General features: G+C 72.3%; 16 protein-coding genes. 8 read left to right on the top strand and 8 right to left on the bottom strand.

Features of this window, described 5'->3' with window-relative positions:
* The first annotated feature begins 245 nt into the window (after nucleotides 1-245).
* Nucleotides 246-1,142 (top strand): DeoR/GlpR family DNA-binding transcription regulator, encoded by an 897-nt coding sequence (locus IEY86_RS05725; protein WP_189130422.1) that lies wholly within the window; start codon nucleotides 246-248, stop codon nucleotides 1,140-1,142.
* Between the two features lie 149 nt (nucleotides 1,143-1,291).
* Here the strand turns inward: IEY86_RS05725 and IEY86_RS05720 are convergent, their stop codons facing one another.
* Nucleotides 1,292-3,064: an acetyl/propionyl/methylcrotonyl-CoA carboxylase subunit alpha gene (locus IEY86_RS05720; RefSeq protein WP_189130421.1), complete on the bottom strand. Its 1,773-nt coding sequence runs from the start codon at nucleotides 3,062-3,064 to the stop codon at nucleotides 1,292-1,294.
* A gap of 369 nt (nucleotides 3,065-3,433) precedes the next feature.
* Here IEY86_RS05720 and IEY86_RS05715 point away from each other — a divergent pair, with 369 nt between their 5' ends.
* Entirely contained in the window at nucleotides 3,434-3,886 is a 453-nt protein-coding gene (locus IEY86_RS05715) for a hypothetical protein (RefSeq protein ID WP_189130420.1), read from the top strand.
* A 53-nt stretch (nucleotides 3,887-3,939) separates the two neighbouring features.
* Here IEY86_RS05715 and IEY86_RS05710 read toward each other — a convergent pair whose 3' ends face one another.
* The 4 genes from IEY86_RS05710 to IEY86_RS05700 form a co-directional block, all read right to left on the bottom strand.
* Nucleotides 3,940-4,539 carry a Maf family protein gene (locus tag IEY86_RS05710; RefSeq protein WP_189130419.1) on the bottom strand — a complete coding sequence of 200 codons (600 nt, stop codon included), beginning with the start codon at nucleotides 4,537-4,539 and terminating at the stop codon, nucleotides 3,940-3,942.
* A 24-nt stretch (nucleotides 4,540-4,563) separates the two neighbouring features.
* Nucleotides 4,564-4,695 carry a morphogenic membrane protein MmpB gene (mmpB, locus tag IEY86_RS37505; RefSeq protein ID WP_265803787.1) on the bottom strand — a complete coding sequence of 44 codons (132 nt, stop codon included), beginning with the start codon at nucleotides 4,693-4,695 and terminating at the stop codon, nucleotides 4,564-4,566.
* 133 nt (nucleotides 4,696-4,828) lie between these two features.
* Nucleotides 4,829-5,023 carry an acyl-CoA carboxylase subunit epsilon gene (locus tag IEY86_RS05705; protein ID WP_189130418.1) on the bottom strand — a complete coding sequence of 65 codons (195 nt, stop codon included), beginning with the start codon at nucleotides 5,021-5,023 and terminating at the stop codon, nucleotides 4,829-4,831.
* Nucleotides 5,024-5,042: 19 nt separating this feature from the next.
* Nucleotides 5,043-6,632: an acyl-CoA carboxylase subunit beta gene (locus tag IEY86_RS05700; RefSeq protein ID WP_189130417.1), complete on the bottom strand. Its 1,590-nt coding sequence runs from the start codon at nucleotides 6,630-6,632 to the stop codon at nucleotides 5,043-5,045.
* A 166-nt stretch (nucleotides 6,633-6,798) separates the two neighbouring features.
* Between IEY86_RS05700 and IEY86_RS05695 the strand changes: the two genes are divergently transcribed.
* From IEY86_RS05695 to IEY86_RS05675, 5 genes are all read left to right on the top strand, one after another.
* Complete coding sequence (locus IEY86_RS05695; RefSeq protein WP_189130416.1) at nucleotides 6,799-7,659, top strand: biotin--[acetyl-CoA-carboxylase] ligase; 861 nt, start codon at nucleotides 6,799-6,801, stop codon at nucleotides 7,657-7,659.
* Between the two features lie 178 nt (nucleotides 7,660-7,837).
* Entirely contained in the window at nucleotides 7,838-8,371 is a 534-nt protein-coding gene (locus IEY86_RS05690) for a PH domain-containing protein (RefSeq protein WP_229698203.1), read from the top strand.
* 61 nt (nucleotides 8,372-8,432) lie between these two features.
* Nucleotides 8,433-9,788: an adenylate/guanylate cyclase domain-containing protein gene (locus IEY86_RS05685; protein WP_229698178.1), complete on the top strand. Its 1,356-nt coding sequence runs from the start codon at nucleotides 8,433-8,435 to the stop codon at nucleotides 9,786-9,788.
* A gap of 99 nt (nucleotides 9,789-9,887) precedes the next feature.
* Nucleotides 9,888-10,685 (top strand): enoyl-CoA hydratase/isomerase family protein, encoded by a 798-nt coding sequence (locus tag IEY86_RS05680; protein WP_189130414.1) that lies wholly within the window; start codon nucleotides 9,888-9,890, stop codon nucleotides 10,683-10,685.
* Between the two features lie 252 nt (nucleotides 10,686-10,937).
* Nucleotides 10,938-12,008 (top strand): GGDEF domain-containing protein, encoded by a 1,071-nt coding sequence (locus tag IEY86_RS05675; protein ID WP_189130611.1) that lies wholly within the window; start codon nucleotides 10,938-10,940, stop codon nucleotides 12,006-12,008.
* 121 nt (nucleotides 12,009-12,129) lie between these two features.
* Here IEY86_RS05675 and fdhD read toward each other — a convergent pair whose 3' ends face one another.
* Nucleotides 12,130-12,945, bottom strand: a complete 816-nt coding sequence (gene fdhD / locus IEY86_RS05670; RefSeq protein WP_189130413.1) for a formate dehydrogenase accessory sulfurtransferase FdhD — start codon at nucleotides 12,943-12,945, stop codon at nucleotides 12,130-12,132.
* Nucleotides 12,946-13,011: 66 nt separating this feature from the next.
* Here fdhD and hutH point away from each other — a divergent pair, with 66 nt between their 5' ends.
* Complete coding sequence (gene hutH / locus IEY86_RS05665; protein ID WP_189130610.1) at nucleotides 13,012-14,583, top strand: histidine ammonia-lyase; 1,572 nt, start codon at nucleotides 13,012-13,014, stop codon at nucleotides 14,581-14,583.
* A gap of 145 nt (nucleotides 14,584-14,728) precedes the next feature.
* On the opposite strand, the gene IEY86_RS05660 is transcribed toward hutH, so the two are convergent.
* Nucleotides 14,729-14,911, bottom strand: a complete 183-nt coding sequence (locus tag IEY86_RS05660; RefSeq protein ID WP_189130412.1) for a hypothetical protein — start codon at nucleotides 14,909-14,911, stop codon at nucleotides 14,729-14,731.
* Between the two features lie 136 nt (nucleotides 14,912-15,047).
* Nucleotides 15,048-15,410 carry a hypothetical protein gene (locus IEY86_RS05655; protein ID WP_189130411.1) on the bottom strand — a complete coding sequence of 121 codons (363 nt, stop codon included), beginning with the start codon at nucleotides 15,408-15,410 and terminating at the stop codon, nucleotides 15,048-15,050.
* Nucleotides 15,411-15,471: the final 61 nt, after the last annotated feature.

The following is a 15,471-nucleotide window of genomic DNA, read 5'->3' as shown; positions in this document are numbered from 1 at the left end:
GGGAGGGACTCCGCTCCCCGGCGGGGCTCACCCGTGACGCGCCCCGAGGCGTCCTCATCGGTACGACCCCGCGTACGCAGCCGACCACCGGCGTCGGCCCCCTCGTGGCCGCCGACGGGGGGCCGGGCGCCGTCCGAGGTGCCCAACCAACGTGCTTAGCACCTTTGGGGCTCCTGTGCGAACAACTTCCGGTAATAGGTGCAAACTGCTGAAAGCAGACGGTCATCCGCGTTACTGTCAGTTTCGTGTTCGCAGCTGAGCGTCGTCAACTGATCCTCGAAATGGTGCGGGCCAATGGAGCGGTGTCGCTCCGGGAGCTCGCCCGCGTCGTCCAGACCTCCGAAGTGACCGTACGGCGGGATGTGCGTGCGCTGGAGGCCGAAGGACTGCTCGATCGCCGCCACGGCGGTGCGGTACTCCCGGGGGGGTTCACCCGGGAGTCCGGCTATCCACAGAAGGCCCATGTGGCCACCGCGGAGAAGACGGCCATCGCCGACCTCGCGGCGGGACTCGTCCAGGAGGGCGAGGCCATCGTCGTCGGGGCCGGCACCACCACCCAGGAGCTGGCCCGCCGGCTCGCGAGGGTGCCGGGGCTGACCGTGGTCACCAACTCCCTGCTCGTCGCCCAGGCCCTGGCGCACGCCAACCGCGTCGAGGTGGTGATGACCGGGGGCACCCTGCGCGGCACCAACTACGCGCTGGTCGGCAGCGGGGCCGAGCAGTCCCTCCAGGGGCTGCGGGTCTCCCGGGCGTTCCTGTCCGGCGCCGGCCTCACGGCGGAGCGGGGGCTGTCGACGTCCAACATGCTCTCCGCGAGCGTGGACCGGGCGCTGGTGCAGGCGGCGGGGGAGGTGGTGGTGCTCGCCGATCACACCAAGCTGGGGGCCGACACGATGTTCCAGACCGTGCCCACGGACCTGATCACGCACCTGGTCACCGACGACCCGTCCGCCGCCGACGACCGGGCGGCGACCGAGCTCCAGGCCCTCGCCGACCGAGGGGTGCAGGTGGCGGTGGCCCCCGCAGGCCCTAGCGGGGTCGAGGCGGGCCCGGGCCGCCGTAGAGACCTCCCCGTCCCGGGACAGCGGCGCCAGGCGCTCCAGCACGGCGCCAGGGTGGCCGACTTCGCCCCGAGGCGCTGAGCCGCGCGGTGAACCGGGGCGCGCGAAGGCCCCGGCGGTGGAACCCGCCGGGGCCTTGTGCCGTTCGAGTGAACGGGTGTCGGTCTCGGATCTCCCGGACCTCGATATCAGGCCGTCAAAGACACGGCCGTGAAGTCTCGGAGGACGGCTCAGTCCTTGATCTCGCAGAGGACGGCGCCGGAGGAGACGGTGGCGCCGACCTCGGCGGCCAGGCCCTTGACCGTGCCGGAGCGGTGGGCGTTCAGGGGCTGCTCCATCTTCATGGCCTCGAGGACCACGATCAGGTCGCCCTCGTTGACCTGCTGGCCCTCCTCGACCGCGACCTTCACGATCGTGCCCTGCATCGGGGAGGCGAGGGAGTCACCGGACGCCGCCGCGCCGGCCTTCTTCGCCGCCTTGCGCTTGGGCTTCTTGCCCGCGGGCGCCGCGGCCGCCGCGGCGGAGGCGCCGAGACCGGCCGGGAGGGTGACCTCCAGGCGCTTGCCGCCGACCTCGACCACCACGGTCTCGCGACCGGTGTCCTCGTCCTCCTCGGCGGGGGCGCCGCCCGCGAACGGGGTGATGGTGTTGTCGAACTCGGTCTCGATCCACCGGGTGTGGACGGTGAACGCGTCGGAGGAGCCGTGCACCTCGGGGGCGTACGCCTGGTCCTCGACGACGGCCTGGTGGAACGGGATGGCGGTGGCCATGCCGTCGACCTCGAACTCCGCCAGCGCGCGGCGGGCCCGCTGGAGGGCCTGCTTGCGGTCGGCGCCGGTCACGATCAGCTTGGCCAGCAGCGAGTCCCAGGCCGGGCCGATGACCGAGCCGGCCTCGACACCCGCGTCCAGGCGCACGCCCGGACCGGTCGGGGGCTTCCAGGCGGTCACGCTGCCGGGGGCGGGCAGGAAGTTGCGGCCCGGGTCCTCGCCGTTGATACGGAACTCGATGGAGTGTCCGCGCAGCGGCGGGTCGTCGTAGCCGAGCTTCTCGCCGTCGGCGACGCGGAACATCTCGCGGACCAGGTCGATGCCGGTGACCTCTTCGGTGACCGGGTGCTCGACCTGGAGGCGGGTGTTGACCTCGAGGAAGGAGATCGTGCCGTCCTGGCCGACCAGGAACTCGCAGGTGCCCGCCCCGACGTATCCGGCCTCCTTGAGGATGGCCTTGGACGCCCGGTAGAGCTGCTCGTTCTGCTCGGGGGTCAGGAACGGGGCCGGGGCCTCCTCCACCAGCTTCTGGTGGCGGCGCTGGAGCGAGCAGTCGCGGGTGGAGACCACCACGACATTGCCGTGCTGGTCGGCCAGGCACTGGGTCTCGACGTGCCGGGGGCGGTCGAGGTAGCGCTCGACGAAGCACTCGCCGCGCCCGAACGCGGCCACGGCCTCGCGGACCGCGGACTCGTAGAGCTCGGGGACCTCTTCGAGGGTGCGGGCGACCTTCAGGCCGCGGCCGCCGCCGCCGAAGGCGGCCTTGATGGCGATCGGCAGGCCGTGCTGCTCGGCGAAGGCGACGACCTCCTCGGCGCCGCTGACCGGGTCGGGGGTGCCCGCCACCAGGGGGGCGCCGGCGCGCTGGGCGATGTGGCGGGCGGCGACCTTGTCGCCGAGGTCGCGGATGGCCTGCGGCGGCGGGCCGATCCAGGTCAGCCCGGCGTCGATGACGGCCTGGGCGAACTCGGCGTTCTCGGAGAGGAATCCGTAGCCCGGGTGGATGGCGTCCGCGCCGGAGTCGGCGGCGGCCTTGAGGACCTTGGCGATGTCGAGATAGCTGCTCGCCGGGGTGTCGCCGCCCAGCGCGAAGGCCTCGTCGGCCGCGCGGACGTGCAGCGCATCCCGGTCCGGATCCGCGTAGACGGCCACGCTGGCGATACCGGCGTCCCGACAGGCGCGGGCGACGCGGACTGCGATCTCTCCGCGGTTGGCGATGAGCACCTTGCGCACGATGGCTCCCTTCTTGAACCTACGTGAGTTTAGGTACTGGCGACATGTGTTGCCGAGCCGCCCCCGTAGGTGACCTTGCACACACGTTCGGTGACACAACTGGTGCGCGAGAGCCCGACTGCCCAGTTTTATCAGGGTACGCCCGGCCCTCGGGCCCACTTCGCAACGGCCCATGCCTGGTTCTTGTCTACCCGGCGAGTCTCGTGCATCTCTCGACCGACGCGGTCTTTGTTGGCTTCCTACTGATGAAGTCCACAAACTTTGCCGATCGGTCCATCCGAACGAGTGGTGTGCGCACGCCTCTTGTGACGTGGATTACCCGTTAGTAGGTTCGGCGTGTCCGGGAAGGATCCAGCGGAGGTGGGCGCGGTGCGCAAGGCGGTGTTGATCTCGGCGGCCGTACTGCTGCTGCTGGAGGCGGTGGCCATAGCTGCCGTCAACTGGGTGATGGGCATCGTCGTCGACCACCAGAACATGTCGCTCGGCGGCGCCGACCCCGATCTGATGTCGCTCGGCACCTGGATCGCCGGAGGGGTGTTCGGCCTCTTCCTCGTGGCCATCTGCGTGCGGCTGTTCCTCGCGGCCTTCCGGGAGCGCGCCCTCGGACGGCTGGGACGGGCGCTGGTCATCACGGGCATCTTCGTCAACGCCGTCGTGGGCATGATCGCGGTCGGGATCATCGGCTGGGAGGTGTTCGCGTTCGCGATGGTGGAACTGGGCCTGCTGGTGCTGAGCCTGATGGTGGCCGGTGAGGACGAGGCCCCCGTGGAACCCCTGGACTCCTCGGCCCCGCCCGGCCCCGCGGCCGACGCCGCCGCGTAGGCCGCCGCGGCCGCGCCCGGCCGCCGTCCCCCGGCGCGAGGCGTCCGACTGCGTCAGCGCCACAGGTCCGTGATCGCCACATCCACCTCCGCGAGCAGGCGGCGCAGCAGCGGCAGCGAGAGGCCGATGACATTGCCGTGGTCGCCGTCGATGCCGTCGATGAACGGGGCGGCCAGGCCGTCGAGGGTGAACGCGCCCGCCACATGGAGGGGTTCACCGCTCGCCACATAGGCGGCGACCTCGGCGTCGCTGGGGGTGCCGAAGCGCACGGTCGTGGAGGCGGTGGCCGAGGCCCGTTTCCCGTTCGCCGTGTCGATCACGCAGTGGCCGGTGCGCAGCACGCCCTGGCGGCCGCGCATGGCCTCCCAGCGGGCCGTGGCGTCGTCGGCGTCACGCGGCTTGCCGAACGCCTGTCCGTCCAGGTCGAGGACGGAGTCGCAGCCGATGACCAGCTGACCGTCCTCCAGGCGCCGTGCCACGGCGTCGGCCTTGGCCTCGGCGAGCACGCGGGCCAGATCGGCGGGGGAGTCCGCGGTGATCGCGTCCTCGTCCACTCCGCTGACGACGACCTCGGGGACGAGTCCCGCCTGCCGCAGCAGGTTCAGCCGGGCGGGGGAGGCGGATGCCAGGACGACGGTGCGCTGATCGGTCATGCCGCTCAGGGTAGGAGAGGAGCGCTAACGGGCGACAACGAGGGCCATCAGGAGTACGGCGGCGATCGCCAGCAGCAGGCCGGCTCGGCGCAGCATCGCCTGGGCGTGCCGCGTCTCCGGCGGCTCCTGGTCTCGTTGGCGGTCGGACCACAGCATGCTGAAGATGGTCCTCCGGCAACGCCGTCGGCGCCTGAGTACGGGTACTCAGGCGCCGACGGCAAGGTGACCGGATCGGTCGGCCGGGTGAACCATGGGCCCGGGCCGGCCGGGTGGCCGTACGGGCCGGGGTTCAAAGCGGCCAGGCGGACGAGCGCCAGGCGCTGGGGCCCGGGTACGGCATCCGGTGGATGTTGCGGGCGCGGTCGGACCAGACCGAGACCGGGCCCTCGGCCGGGGCCGCGGTGCCGCAGGCACGCGAGGCCGCCACCACTGCGACCACCGCGGCCAGTTCCTCGGGGGTGGGGTTGCCCCGTACGACGTTCACGAAAGACACTCCTCGAGCCCTAGAGCGGGATGTTGCCGTGCTTCTTCGGGGGCAGGGACTCACGCTTGTTGCGCAGGGTCCGCAGCGCCTTGACGAGGTTGGAACGGGTCTCCGACGGCATGACCACCGCGTCGACGTACCCGCGCTCGGCCGCCTCGTAGGGGTTGAGGAGGGTGTCCTCGTACTCGGCGATGAGCCGCAGGCGCAGCTCCTCCGCCTCCTCCGGGGTATTGGCCTCGGCGAGGGTGCGGCGGTGCAGGATGTTGACCGCGCCCTGCGCGCCCATGACGGCGATCTGGGCGGTGGGCCAGGCGAGGTTGAGGTCGGCGCCGAGGTGCTTGGACCCCATGACGTCGTAGGCGCCGCCGTAGGCCTTCCGGGTGATGACCGTGATGAGCGGGACGGTGGCCTCGGCGTAGGCGTAGATGAGCTTGGCGCCGCGGCGGATGATGCCGTTCCACTCCTGGTCGGTGCCGGGCAGGAAGCCGGGTACGTCCACGAAGGTCAGCACGGGGACGTTGAACGAGTCGCAGGTGCGCACGAACCGCGCGGCCTTCTCGGACGCGTCGATGTCGAGGGTGCCCGCGAACTGCATCGGCTGGTTGGCCACGATGCCGACCGGGTGGCCCTCGACCCGGCCGAAGCCGGTGATGATGTTCGGCGCGAACAGCTCCTGGGTCTCCAGGAACTCGTTGTCGTCCAGGATGTGCTCCACGACCTTGTGCATGTCGTAGGGCTGGTTGGGCGAGTCCGGGATGAGGGCGTCCAGCTCCAGGTCCTCGGCCGAGACCTCGAGGTCCGCCTCGTCCGGGAAGGCCGGGGGCTCCTCGAGGTTGTTCGACGGGAGGTAGGACAGGAGCGCCTTGACGTACTCCACGGCCTCCTTCTCGTCGGGGGCCATGTGGTGGGCGTTGCCCGCGGTCGCGTTGTGGGTGCGGGCGCCGCCGAGTTCCTCGAAGCCCACGTCCTCGCCCGTGACGGTCTTGATGACGTCGGGGCCGGTGATGAACATGTGCGAGGTCCGGTCGACCATCACGATGAAGTCGGTGATCGCGGGGGAGTACACCGCGCCGCCCGCGCAGGGGCCCATGATCAGGGAGATCTGCGGGATCACACCGGAGGCGTGGGTGTTGCGGCGGAAGATCTCGCCGAACAGGCCGAGGGCGACCACGCCTTCCTGGATACGGGCACCGCCGCCGTCGTTGATGCCGATGATCGGGCGGCCGGTCTTCAGGGCGAAGTCCATGATCTTGACGATCTTCTCGCCGTAGACCTCTCCGAGGGAGCCGCCGAAGACGGTGAAGTCCTGGGAGTACACGCACACCGGGCGGCCGTCGATGGTGCCGTAGCCGGTGACGACGCCGTCGCCGTACGGGCGGTTCTTCTCGATGCCGAAGTTGGTGGAGCGGTGGCGGGCGAATTCGTCCAGCTCGACGAAGGAGCCCTCGTCCAGGAGGAGGTGGACCCGCTCACGCGCGGTCATCTTCCCCTTCGCGTGCTGCTTTTCGACCGCTCGGGCGGACCCGGCGTGGGTGGCCTCCTCGATGCGCCGCCGCAGGTCCGCGAGCTTGCCCGCGGTGGTGTGGATGTCGATTTCCGACTCGGCCATCGAAGCGGTTCTCCTGCCCTAGGAAAGCTTGATCGTCAAGCTTGCGCGGTGATGTTTCCCCGTTCGTAGCGTATCCATCACGTCGCCGCTCGCCACTGCGGCGTCGGCCACAGTGGTGAGCCCGCCGATTTGTGGGGTTCCACCAGATGGGGAATAGGGTGGAACGATGAGTGCCCAGAAGCGCGGAGAAGGCCGTTCACGCTGGTCCGACCTGGACAGACCCCCCTTGAGTGAGGCCGCGCTGCGCCGGGCGCTGCTGACCTCGGACGCGGTCTGGAAGGATCTCGGTGTGGTGGAGGTCACTGGTTCCACCAACAGTGATCTGGCCGCCCGGCTGCGCGAGGGCACCGCGGCCGAGGGGTCCGTCCTGGTCGCCGAGGAGCAGTCGGCGGGGCGGGGCCGCCTCGGGCGCGACTGGAGCGCCCCCGCCCGATCGGGACTGTTTTTCTCGGTCGCCCTTGCTCCAACGGCGGTACCGGTCAGCCGCTGGAGCTGGCTGCCGCTGCTCGCCGGGGTGGCCACGGCCTCGGCGCTGGCCCGCACGGCGGGCGTGGACACCGCGCTGAAGTGGCCCAACGACCTGCTGGTCACCGTGGACGGCGAGGAGCGCAAGACCGGCGGGATCCTGGCGGAACGGATCGGCGACACCGTCGTCGTCGGCATAGGGATCAATGTGTCGCTGAGCGCCGACGAGCTGCCCGTCCCCACGGCCGGGTCACTGGCGCTGGCTGGCTCCCCGGTGAGCGACCGGGACCCCCTGCTGCGGGCGGTGCTGCGCGAGCTCGGCGACTGGTACACCCTGTGGCGGGACGCCGAGGGCGACCCCGCGGCCTCCCGGCTCCAGGAGGCGTACACCGCGGGGTGCTCCACACTCGGGCGGACCGTCCTGGCGCAGCTGCCCGGCGGACGGGAGCTGGTCGGCGAGGCCGTCGCCGTCGATGGGGACGGGCGGCTGGTGCTGGCAACGGACGAGGGCCGGCAGGCGGTGGGGGCCGGGGACGTGGTGCACGTGCGGCCCCGATCCTGAGCCCGGTCCCCGGCTCTTCCCGGGTCCGGCGCGGCGCTGGCTCGAAAGCCGGTTTGGAGCGTGTATGTGAGCGATCGTTCCCCGTCAAGAGTGAGCTGCGGCACATCTGCCGTATCGTTGAGCCGCACATGCGGCGACGCGCGGCGATCCTGCGGGCATCCTTCCGCCATTGGCTGGTGTGAGGAAGGACATGCTCATGGGCTTTCCCGCCAAGCTCCTCGCCGCCGACGAGGAGATCGAGCTGGATGTGCATCCGCACTGGAAGGTCCTGGCCGCCCCGGCCGCCGCGCTCGTCGCGGCATGCGGCGCGGCGGGGTTCTCCATGGCCCTGGTGCCGGAGGGGGAGTCGAAGCCTTGGCTGCGTTGGGCCGTCGCCCTGCTCGCGCTCGCCGCGATCGTCCGGTGGGCGGTACTGCCATGGCTGAACTGGCTGTCCACGCGATACGTAGTCACCAGTCAGAGGCTCATCGTGCGCAGCGGTCTGCTGGCTCGGGACGGCCGGGACATGCCGCTGGTGCGGGTGGACGACGTCTCGTTCCGCCAGTGCTCGCCGCTGGAGCGGCTGCTCGGCTGCGGGACGCTCGTCGTGGAGTCGAGCGAGCAGCGCGGGCGGGTCGTGCTGGTGGGCCTGCCGCAGGTGGAGGCGGCGCAGCGGGACCTGTACCGGCTGGTGGTGGAAAGGGCGGCGGCTCGTCCGGGCGGAAGAGGATGAGCAGCGGGCACTACGGGAACGACGGTGCGGCTGTGCGGCAGCCGACCGCGGGGGGCGTGCGGTGACAGCGGACGACGCGGACTTCGGCCCGGTGCCGGGCGGTGGGTCCGCCCGGGGCGCCGGGCGGGAAGAGCACGCCGTGCGGAACGAACGGGACCGGTGGGACGGGCGGAGTCAGCCGGACCGGGGGGACGGGCAGGACGGGCAGGACCGGCGGGATCAGCCGGACCGGCCCGCGGTGGACAATGGCCGGGCCGATCGCTTCGAGGCCGCGCCCCGACATCGGCAGACGGAGCGGGCCGCCGCCTCCGGCACCGAGACCGGCGCCGACACAGAGGACTACTCCGGGGCCGCCCCCGCCCCCGCCACCGAGGGCGAGGACCCGATCGCGCTGCGCCTCGAGCAGTTGATCATGGGCGCCGACCGCCGCTACACCCCCTTCCAGGCGGCCCGGGCCGCCGGAGTGCCCATGGACATGGCCGCCCGGTTCTGGAGGGCGATGGGCTTCGCCGACATCGGGCAGGCGAGGGCGCTCACCGAGGCCGACGTCATCGCGCTGCGCCGTCTGGCCGGTCTGGTCGAGGCGGGGCTGCTGAGCGAGCCGATGGCGGTGCAGGTGGCCCGCTCCACCGGGCAGACCACCGCCCGGCTGGCGGAGTGGCAGATCGACTCCTTCCTGGAGGGGCTCACCGACCCCGGTGAGCTGGGCATGAGCCGGGCCGAGATGGCCTACCCGCTCGTCGAGCTGCTCCTCCCCGAGCTGGAGGAGTTCCTCAACTACGTCTGGCGGCGCCAGCTCGCCGCCGTCACCGGCCGGGTGGTGCAGGCCGCCGACGACGAGGAGACCGTCAACCGCCGTCTGGCCGTCGGTTTCGCCGATCTCGTGGGCTTCACCCGGCTGTCCAAGCGCCTGGAGGAGGAGGAGCTCGGCGAACTCGTCGAGGCGTTCGAGACGACCTCCGCCGACCTCGTGGCCGCGCACGGCGGCCGGCTGATCAAGACCCTCGGGGACGAGGTGCTCTTCGTCGCCGACGACGCGGGCACCGCCGCCGACATCGGGCTGCGGCTGATAGAGACCATGGGCAACGACGAGACGATGCCCGCCCTGCGCGTCGGGATGGCGTTCGGCGCGGTGACGACGCGGATGGGCGACGTCTTCGGCACGACCGTCAACCTCGCCAGCCGTCTGACCTCGATAGCCCCCAAGGACAATGTCCTCGTGGACGGCGAGATGGTCGCCGCGCTCGGCCGCTCCGGCGACGCCCCCGTCTCGGAGGCCGAGGCGGAGAAGGAGGACGAGAACACCGGCTACCGGTTCGCCGTCCAGCCGATGTGGCGTCGGCCCGTGCGCGGACTGGGCCTGGTGGAGCCCTGGCTGCTGACCCGCAGGAAGCCGCCTCAGCGGCCCGCCCACTGAGGCCCTGAGCCACTGAGGCCCTAAGCTGCGGCCCCGGCGGTGACCGCGACGACGTGGTCACTCAATCGGCGGCTTCACAGGCGAAGGCGGGGCAGCGGCATGGGCGACGAGCAGCGCTACGGCGAGTGGATCGCGGTACGCAGGCAGGGATTCGTGGCGGAACTGGTGCTCGACCGGCCCAAGGCCATGAACGCGATGTCGACGGCGATGGCGAAGGCCCTGGCGCAGGCATGCCACGAGCTGGGGGCGGACCGCGATGTCCGGGCGGTCGTGGTGACCTCCTCGCACGAGCGGGCGTTCTGCGTCGGCGCGGATCTGAAGGAGCGCAACGACTTCACGGACGCCGACCTGTCCCGGCAGCGCCCATTCACCCGTGCGGCCTACACCTCGGTGCTGGAGATCCCCGTGCCGACGGTCGCCGCGGTGCACGGCTTCGCCCTCGGCGGCGGCTTCGAGATCGCGCTGTCCTGCGATGTGATCGTGGCGGACCCGACCGCCGTGGTGGGCCTGCCCGAGGTGTCGGTCGGCGTCATCCCGGGCGGCGGGGGAACGCAGCTGCTGCCCCGCCGGGTGGGCTCGGCGCGCGCCGCCGAGCTCATCTTCACCGCACGGCGGGTGGAGGCGGCCGAGGCCCGAGAGCTGGGCCTGGTGGACTTCCTCGTGGAGGAGGGCAGGGACCGCGAGGAGGCCCTGGCGATGGGCGAGCGGATCGCCGCGAACTCCCCCGTGGGCCTGCGGGCGGCCAAGCGCGCCCTGCGCCTGGGCCACGGCCTGGATCTGCGGACCGGTCTCGAGGTGGAGGACGCCGCCTGGCGGACGGTGGCCTTCTCCGGGGACCGCGCCGAGGGCGTCAGGGCGTTCAACGAGAAGCGCGAGCCGCGGTGGCCGGGACAGTAGCCCCAGCCCGCCCGGGCGGTGCCGACGGGCGCGGCGGACCGTTGCGCCACTTGCGGCCCACCGATGTCTCAGAACTCGGCAAACCTTCCTAGCCTGGGGTGACCCGGGCATGCTTGGGAGGAGCGAGAGGCACCATCTGTGGACGACGCGATAGGACTGGGGCACGGAAACCAGCCACCGCACCAACGGGCCGAGGAACGTGTGCAGGCCGTGGTCGGGCTGGCCCGTGCCCTGGCTTCCGCCCACGAGCCGATGGACGCCGTGCGGGCCGCCGCCGACCTGGCCAGGCGCGCCCTCGGCGGATCGATGGCCGCGATCTCGCGGTGGGAGCGCGAGCGGGGGCAACTGCGGGTGCTCGTCAACAGCGGTGATCTCGCCCCCGGCGAGGAGGAGCTGCCCAAGGACGAGGCCTATGCCGTCGCCGACTTCCCGGAGATCGTCCGGTTCCTCCACGAGCGCTGGACCGAGGGCGGCGAGCCGCGCGCCTGGGTGGAGACCGCCGAAGGGCCCGGTGCGGCGGCCGGTGCCGACCGGCGGGCGGAACAGCCGCCGGGGAGGGTGGGCGCGCTGCGCCGCCGGGGCCGCTCCAGCTGTGTGGTGGCGCCGGTCCTTCTGCACGGGCGGGCCTGGGGCGAGCTGTATGTGGCGCGGGGCCCCGGCGAGCCGCGGTTCGACGCGCACGACGAGGAGTTCGCGACCGTCCTGGCCTCGCTGATCGGGGCGGGGATCGCCCAGACGGAGCAACTGGAGCAGGTGCGCAGGCTCGCGTTCACCGATCCGCTCACGGGACTCGCCAACCGCCGGGCGGTGGACGCCCGCCTGGACGAGGCACTGGAGCACCACCGCCGCGACGGAACGGTGGTGACCCTCGCGATGTGCGACGTCAACGGTCTCAAGCGGGTCAACGACGAGTACGGCCACGACCTCGGCGATCAGCTGCTGACCAGCTTCGCCAATGAGCTGGCCATGTGCGCCGCCACACTGCCCGGGGCCATCGCGGCCCGGCTGGGCGGGGACGAGTTCTGCCTGGTCGTCGAGGGCAGCGGCGCCGACGAGGTCCTGCGCGTCGCCGAGGAGGTGTGCCGCAGGTCGCGGTTGCTGCCCTACGGCGACGGGGTGGCCTGCGGGGTCGCCTCCACCGGGGACCCCATCGGCCCGGTCACCACCCCGGCCACGCTCTTCAGGCTCGCCGACGCCGCCCAGTACCGGGCGAAGGCGGCGGACTCGCTGGGCCCGGTGGCCGCGGGGCGCACCGGCGCCGCGGTGCTGCCGCCCGTCCAGGCCGCCGAGCGCCGCCGCTTCCGCGGTGCACGGGAGGGGTGAGGTGACCCGTCCGCCGGGGCCCGTCGACCGCCCGGCCGCCTACCCCCGGTCCGGTCCCGCACGGCCCGCACGCCCCGGCCTCGCCGTCCGAGATCGCGGCCCCGGTGCGGCCCGGCGCGCCTCAGTCGCCCACCGCGATCCGCTCCGCGCCCGTGTACACATTGGCCGAGCGCCCGCGCAGGAAGCCCACGAGGGTCAGTCCCAGCTCCTCGGCGAGGTCGGCGGCCAGGCTGGAGGGCGCCGAGACCGCGGCCAGCACCGGGATCCCGGCCATCGCCGCCTTCTGCGTCAGCTCGAACGAGGCCCGTCCGCTCACCATCAGCACGCCCCCGCGCATCGGCAGCCGCCCCTCGCGCAGCGCCCAGCCGACGACCTTGTCCACGGCGTTGTGCCGCCCCACGTCCTCGCGCGCGCACAGCAGTTCGCCGTCGGCCGTGAACAGCCCGGCCGCGTGCAGCCCGCCCGTGGAGGAGAAGGTGCGCTGCGCCGCCCGCAGCGTCTCCGGCAGGGTGTAGAGCACCTCGGGGGTCATCCGCACCGGGTCGCCCGCCACCGGCCAGCGGGTGCGGGTGCGCACCGCGTCGATGCTGTCGCGTCCGCAGATGCCGCAGGCGCTGGTGGTGAGCAGGTTGCGGTTCAGCGAGGCCGGCAGTGCCACGCCCGGCACGAGGGCGGCGTCGAGCAGGTTGTAGGTGTTCTCTCCGTCCGCGCAGTAGCGCAGTGCGATGAGCTCGTCCGGCGATCCGATGACGCCCTCGGTGGCCAGGAATCCGGCCACGAGATCGAAGTCGTGGCCCGGGGTGCGCATGGTCACGGTCAGCCGCTCGCCGTTGACCCTGATCTCCAGCGGCTCTTCGCCCGCAAGAGTGTCGGGGCGCGCGCCGACTGTGTCTCCGTTGAGGCGCACGACCCTGCGCCGCGTGGTGACCCGTCCCATGCCATGACCCTACGGGACAGGTGATGACAGAAACCGATTCAGTCCCTAGGCTGCGTGAATATGAATCTGCACACTGTGGTGGTCGGCCCGTCCGACGTGAATGCCGACGACGTGCTGGCCGTCGCAAGGGGTGGGGCGCGGGTAGAGCTCTCCCCGAGCGCGGTGGAAGCCGTCGCCGCCTCCCGTGAAGTCATCGACGCCCTCGCGGCCAAGCCCGAGCCGGTCTACGGCGTCTCCACGGGGTTCGGCGCCCTCGCGGTGCGCCACATCAGCCCGGAGCTGCGTGCCCAGCTCCAGCGCTCCCTGGTCCGCTCCCACGCCGCGGGCATGGGCCCCCGGGTCGAGCGCGAGGTCGTGCGCGCGCTGATGTTCCTGCGGCTGAAGACCCTCGCCTCCGGCCGGACCGGGGTGCGCCCGGTGGTCGTCGAGACCATGGCCGAGCTGCTCAACGCCGGGATCACCCCGGTCGTCCACGAGTACGGGTCCCTCGGCTGCTCCGGCGACCTGGCCCCGCTCGCCCACTGCGCGCAGGTGCTCATGGGCGAGGGCCTTGCGGAAGGCCCGGGCACCGGCGAGGAAGGCTCGGAGGGAACGATTCGCCCCGCCGCCGAGCTGCTCGCCGAGGCCGGGATCACCCCCGTCGAGCTGCGCGAGAAGGAGGGCCTCGCCCTCATCAACGGCACCGACGGCATGCTCGGCATGCTGGTCATGGCCTGCGCCGACCTCGCCCGCCTGTTCACCTCCGCCGACATCACCGCGGCCCTCTCCCTCGAGGCACTGCTCGGCACCGACCGCGTCCTCGCCCCCGAGCTGCACGCCATCCGGCCGCATCCCGGCCAGGCCGCGAGCGCGGAGAACATGCGGCGGGTGCTCGCCGGGTCCGAGCTGACCGGCCACCACCAGGACGACGCCCCCCGTGTCCAGGACGCCTACTCCATCCGCTGCGCCCCGCAGGTCGCGGGCGCCGGACGGGACACCCTCGCCCATGCCCGGCTGGTCGCCGAGCGCGAGCTCGCCGCGGCCGTGGACAACCCCGTCGTCCTGCCCGACGGCCGGGTCGAGTCCAACGGCAACTTCCACGGCGCCCCCGTGGCCTATGTCCTGGACTTCCTCGCCGTCGCCGTCGCCGACCTCGGCTCCATCGCCGAGCGGCGCACCGACCGGCTGCTGGACAAGAACCGTTCCCACGGCCTGCCGCCGTTCCTCGCCGACGACCCCGGCGTGGACTCGGGTCTGATGATCGCCCAGTACACCCAGGCCGCCCTGGTCTCGGAGAACAAGCGGCTGGCCGTCCCCGCCTCGGTGGACTCCATCCCCTCCTCCGCGATGCAGGAGGACCACGTGTCCATGGGCTGGTCGGCGGCGCGCAAACTGCGCACGGCCGTCGACAACCTGGCCCGCATCATCGCCGTCGAGCTGGTGGCCGCCTCCCGCGCCATCGAGATGCGGCAGTGGGGCAACCCCAACGCCTCACCCGCGCAGGCCACTCGGGAGATCCTGAAGGCCACCCGCGAGGCGGGCGTCCAGGGCCCGGGCACGGACCGCTTCCTCGCCCCCGACCTGGCCGAGGCCGAGGCCTTCGTCCGCTCCGGCGGCCTGGTCGACGCCGCCGAGTCGGCCACGGGCCTGCTCGCCTGACGGCGCCGGGCGCCGGCCGCCGCGGACGCGAGAGCGGTGCGGCGGACCGCGCAACTCAGGGGGCCGGGTATCTGCCCGGCCCCTGAAGTCGTCCGCCCCCTCTCCGGGACGCCCTGCGTCCGTCCAGGCCCTGCGTCCGTCCGGCTCAGCGTTCGGCCGTCAGCGCGGCGCCGACCGCACGGCCCGCCGCGTCCGAGACCACCGTCCGGGTCTCGCCCGCCGACCCCTTGTGGGGCTGCCGGCCCGAGGCTGTCGCCGAGGGGACGAACATCAGCGCGATGAGGACCGCGGCGGCCGCGGTGGCGATGAGCAGACGGCGTATGTCCAACGGATCCCCCTGCGGGAGCGGCGTGTTGACGTTGCCCGATGCTACTGACAGGAAGCTCGCGGCGGGAAGTTCGACGTCGGCTTCCTGATGCTTCCGCCCGCTCTTCCCGCCCGCGCGGCGCCCGCGCTCCCGTCGCCTACCTCACCTCGCGGCCGTCCCCCTCGTCACCGTCCCCTTCGTCACCGTCCCCTTCGTCCTCGCCCAGGGCCCAGTCCTCGCTGTCGGGGTCGTAGTCGGCCTTGGAGCACTGCCACGAGGCCTGCGCGAGCTCGATGCCCGGCACCGTGTTGAGCAGGTCGAAGGGGTCGATGAGGTAGGCCAGCGCCTCGGTGTCGTCCTCCTTGATCGCCGACACCGCGTGCCTGCGCTCCTCGTCGGTCATGTACTCGTCGCTCGCCACCTCCGCCAGCGCCGCTGAGGCCAGCTCGTCGGGGTCGGTGATCTCGACGACCAGCTCCACCTGGAGGCGGGCGAACCGGGGGGCGGATTCTTCGCTCATGGAACGGAGGGTACGGACCCCATTGCCCGTGGTCACGGTCGAAACGGGGCGTTGAGTGGGC

Origin of the sequence: Wenjunlia tyrosinilytica (assembly GCF_014646055.1) — a bacterium.
GTDB lineage: Bacteria > Actinomycetota > Actinomycetes > Streptomycetales > Streptomycetaceae > Wenjunlia > Wenjunlia tyrosinilytica.
This window is presented reverse-complemented; position numbering and strand designations above follow the sequence as displayed.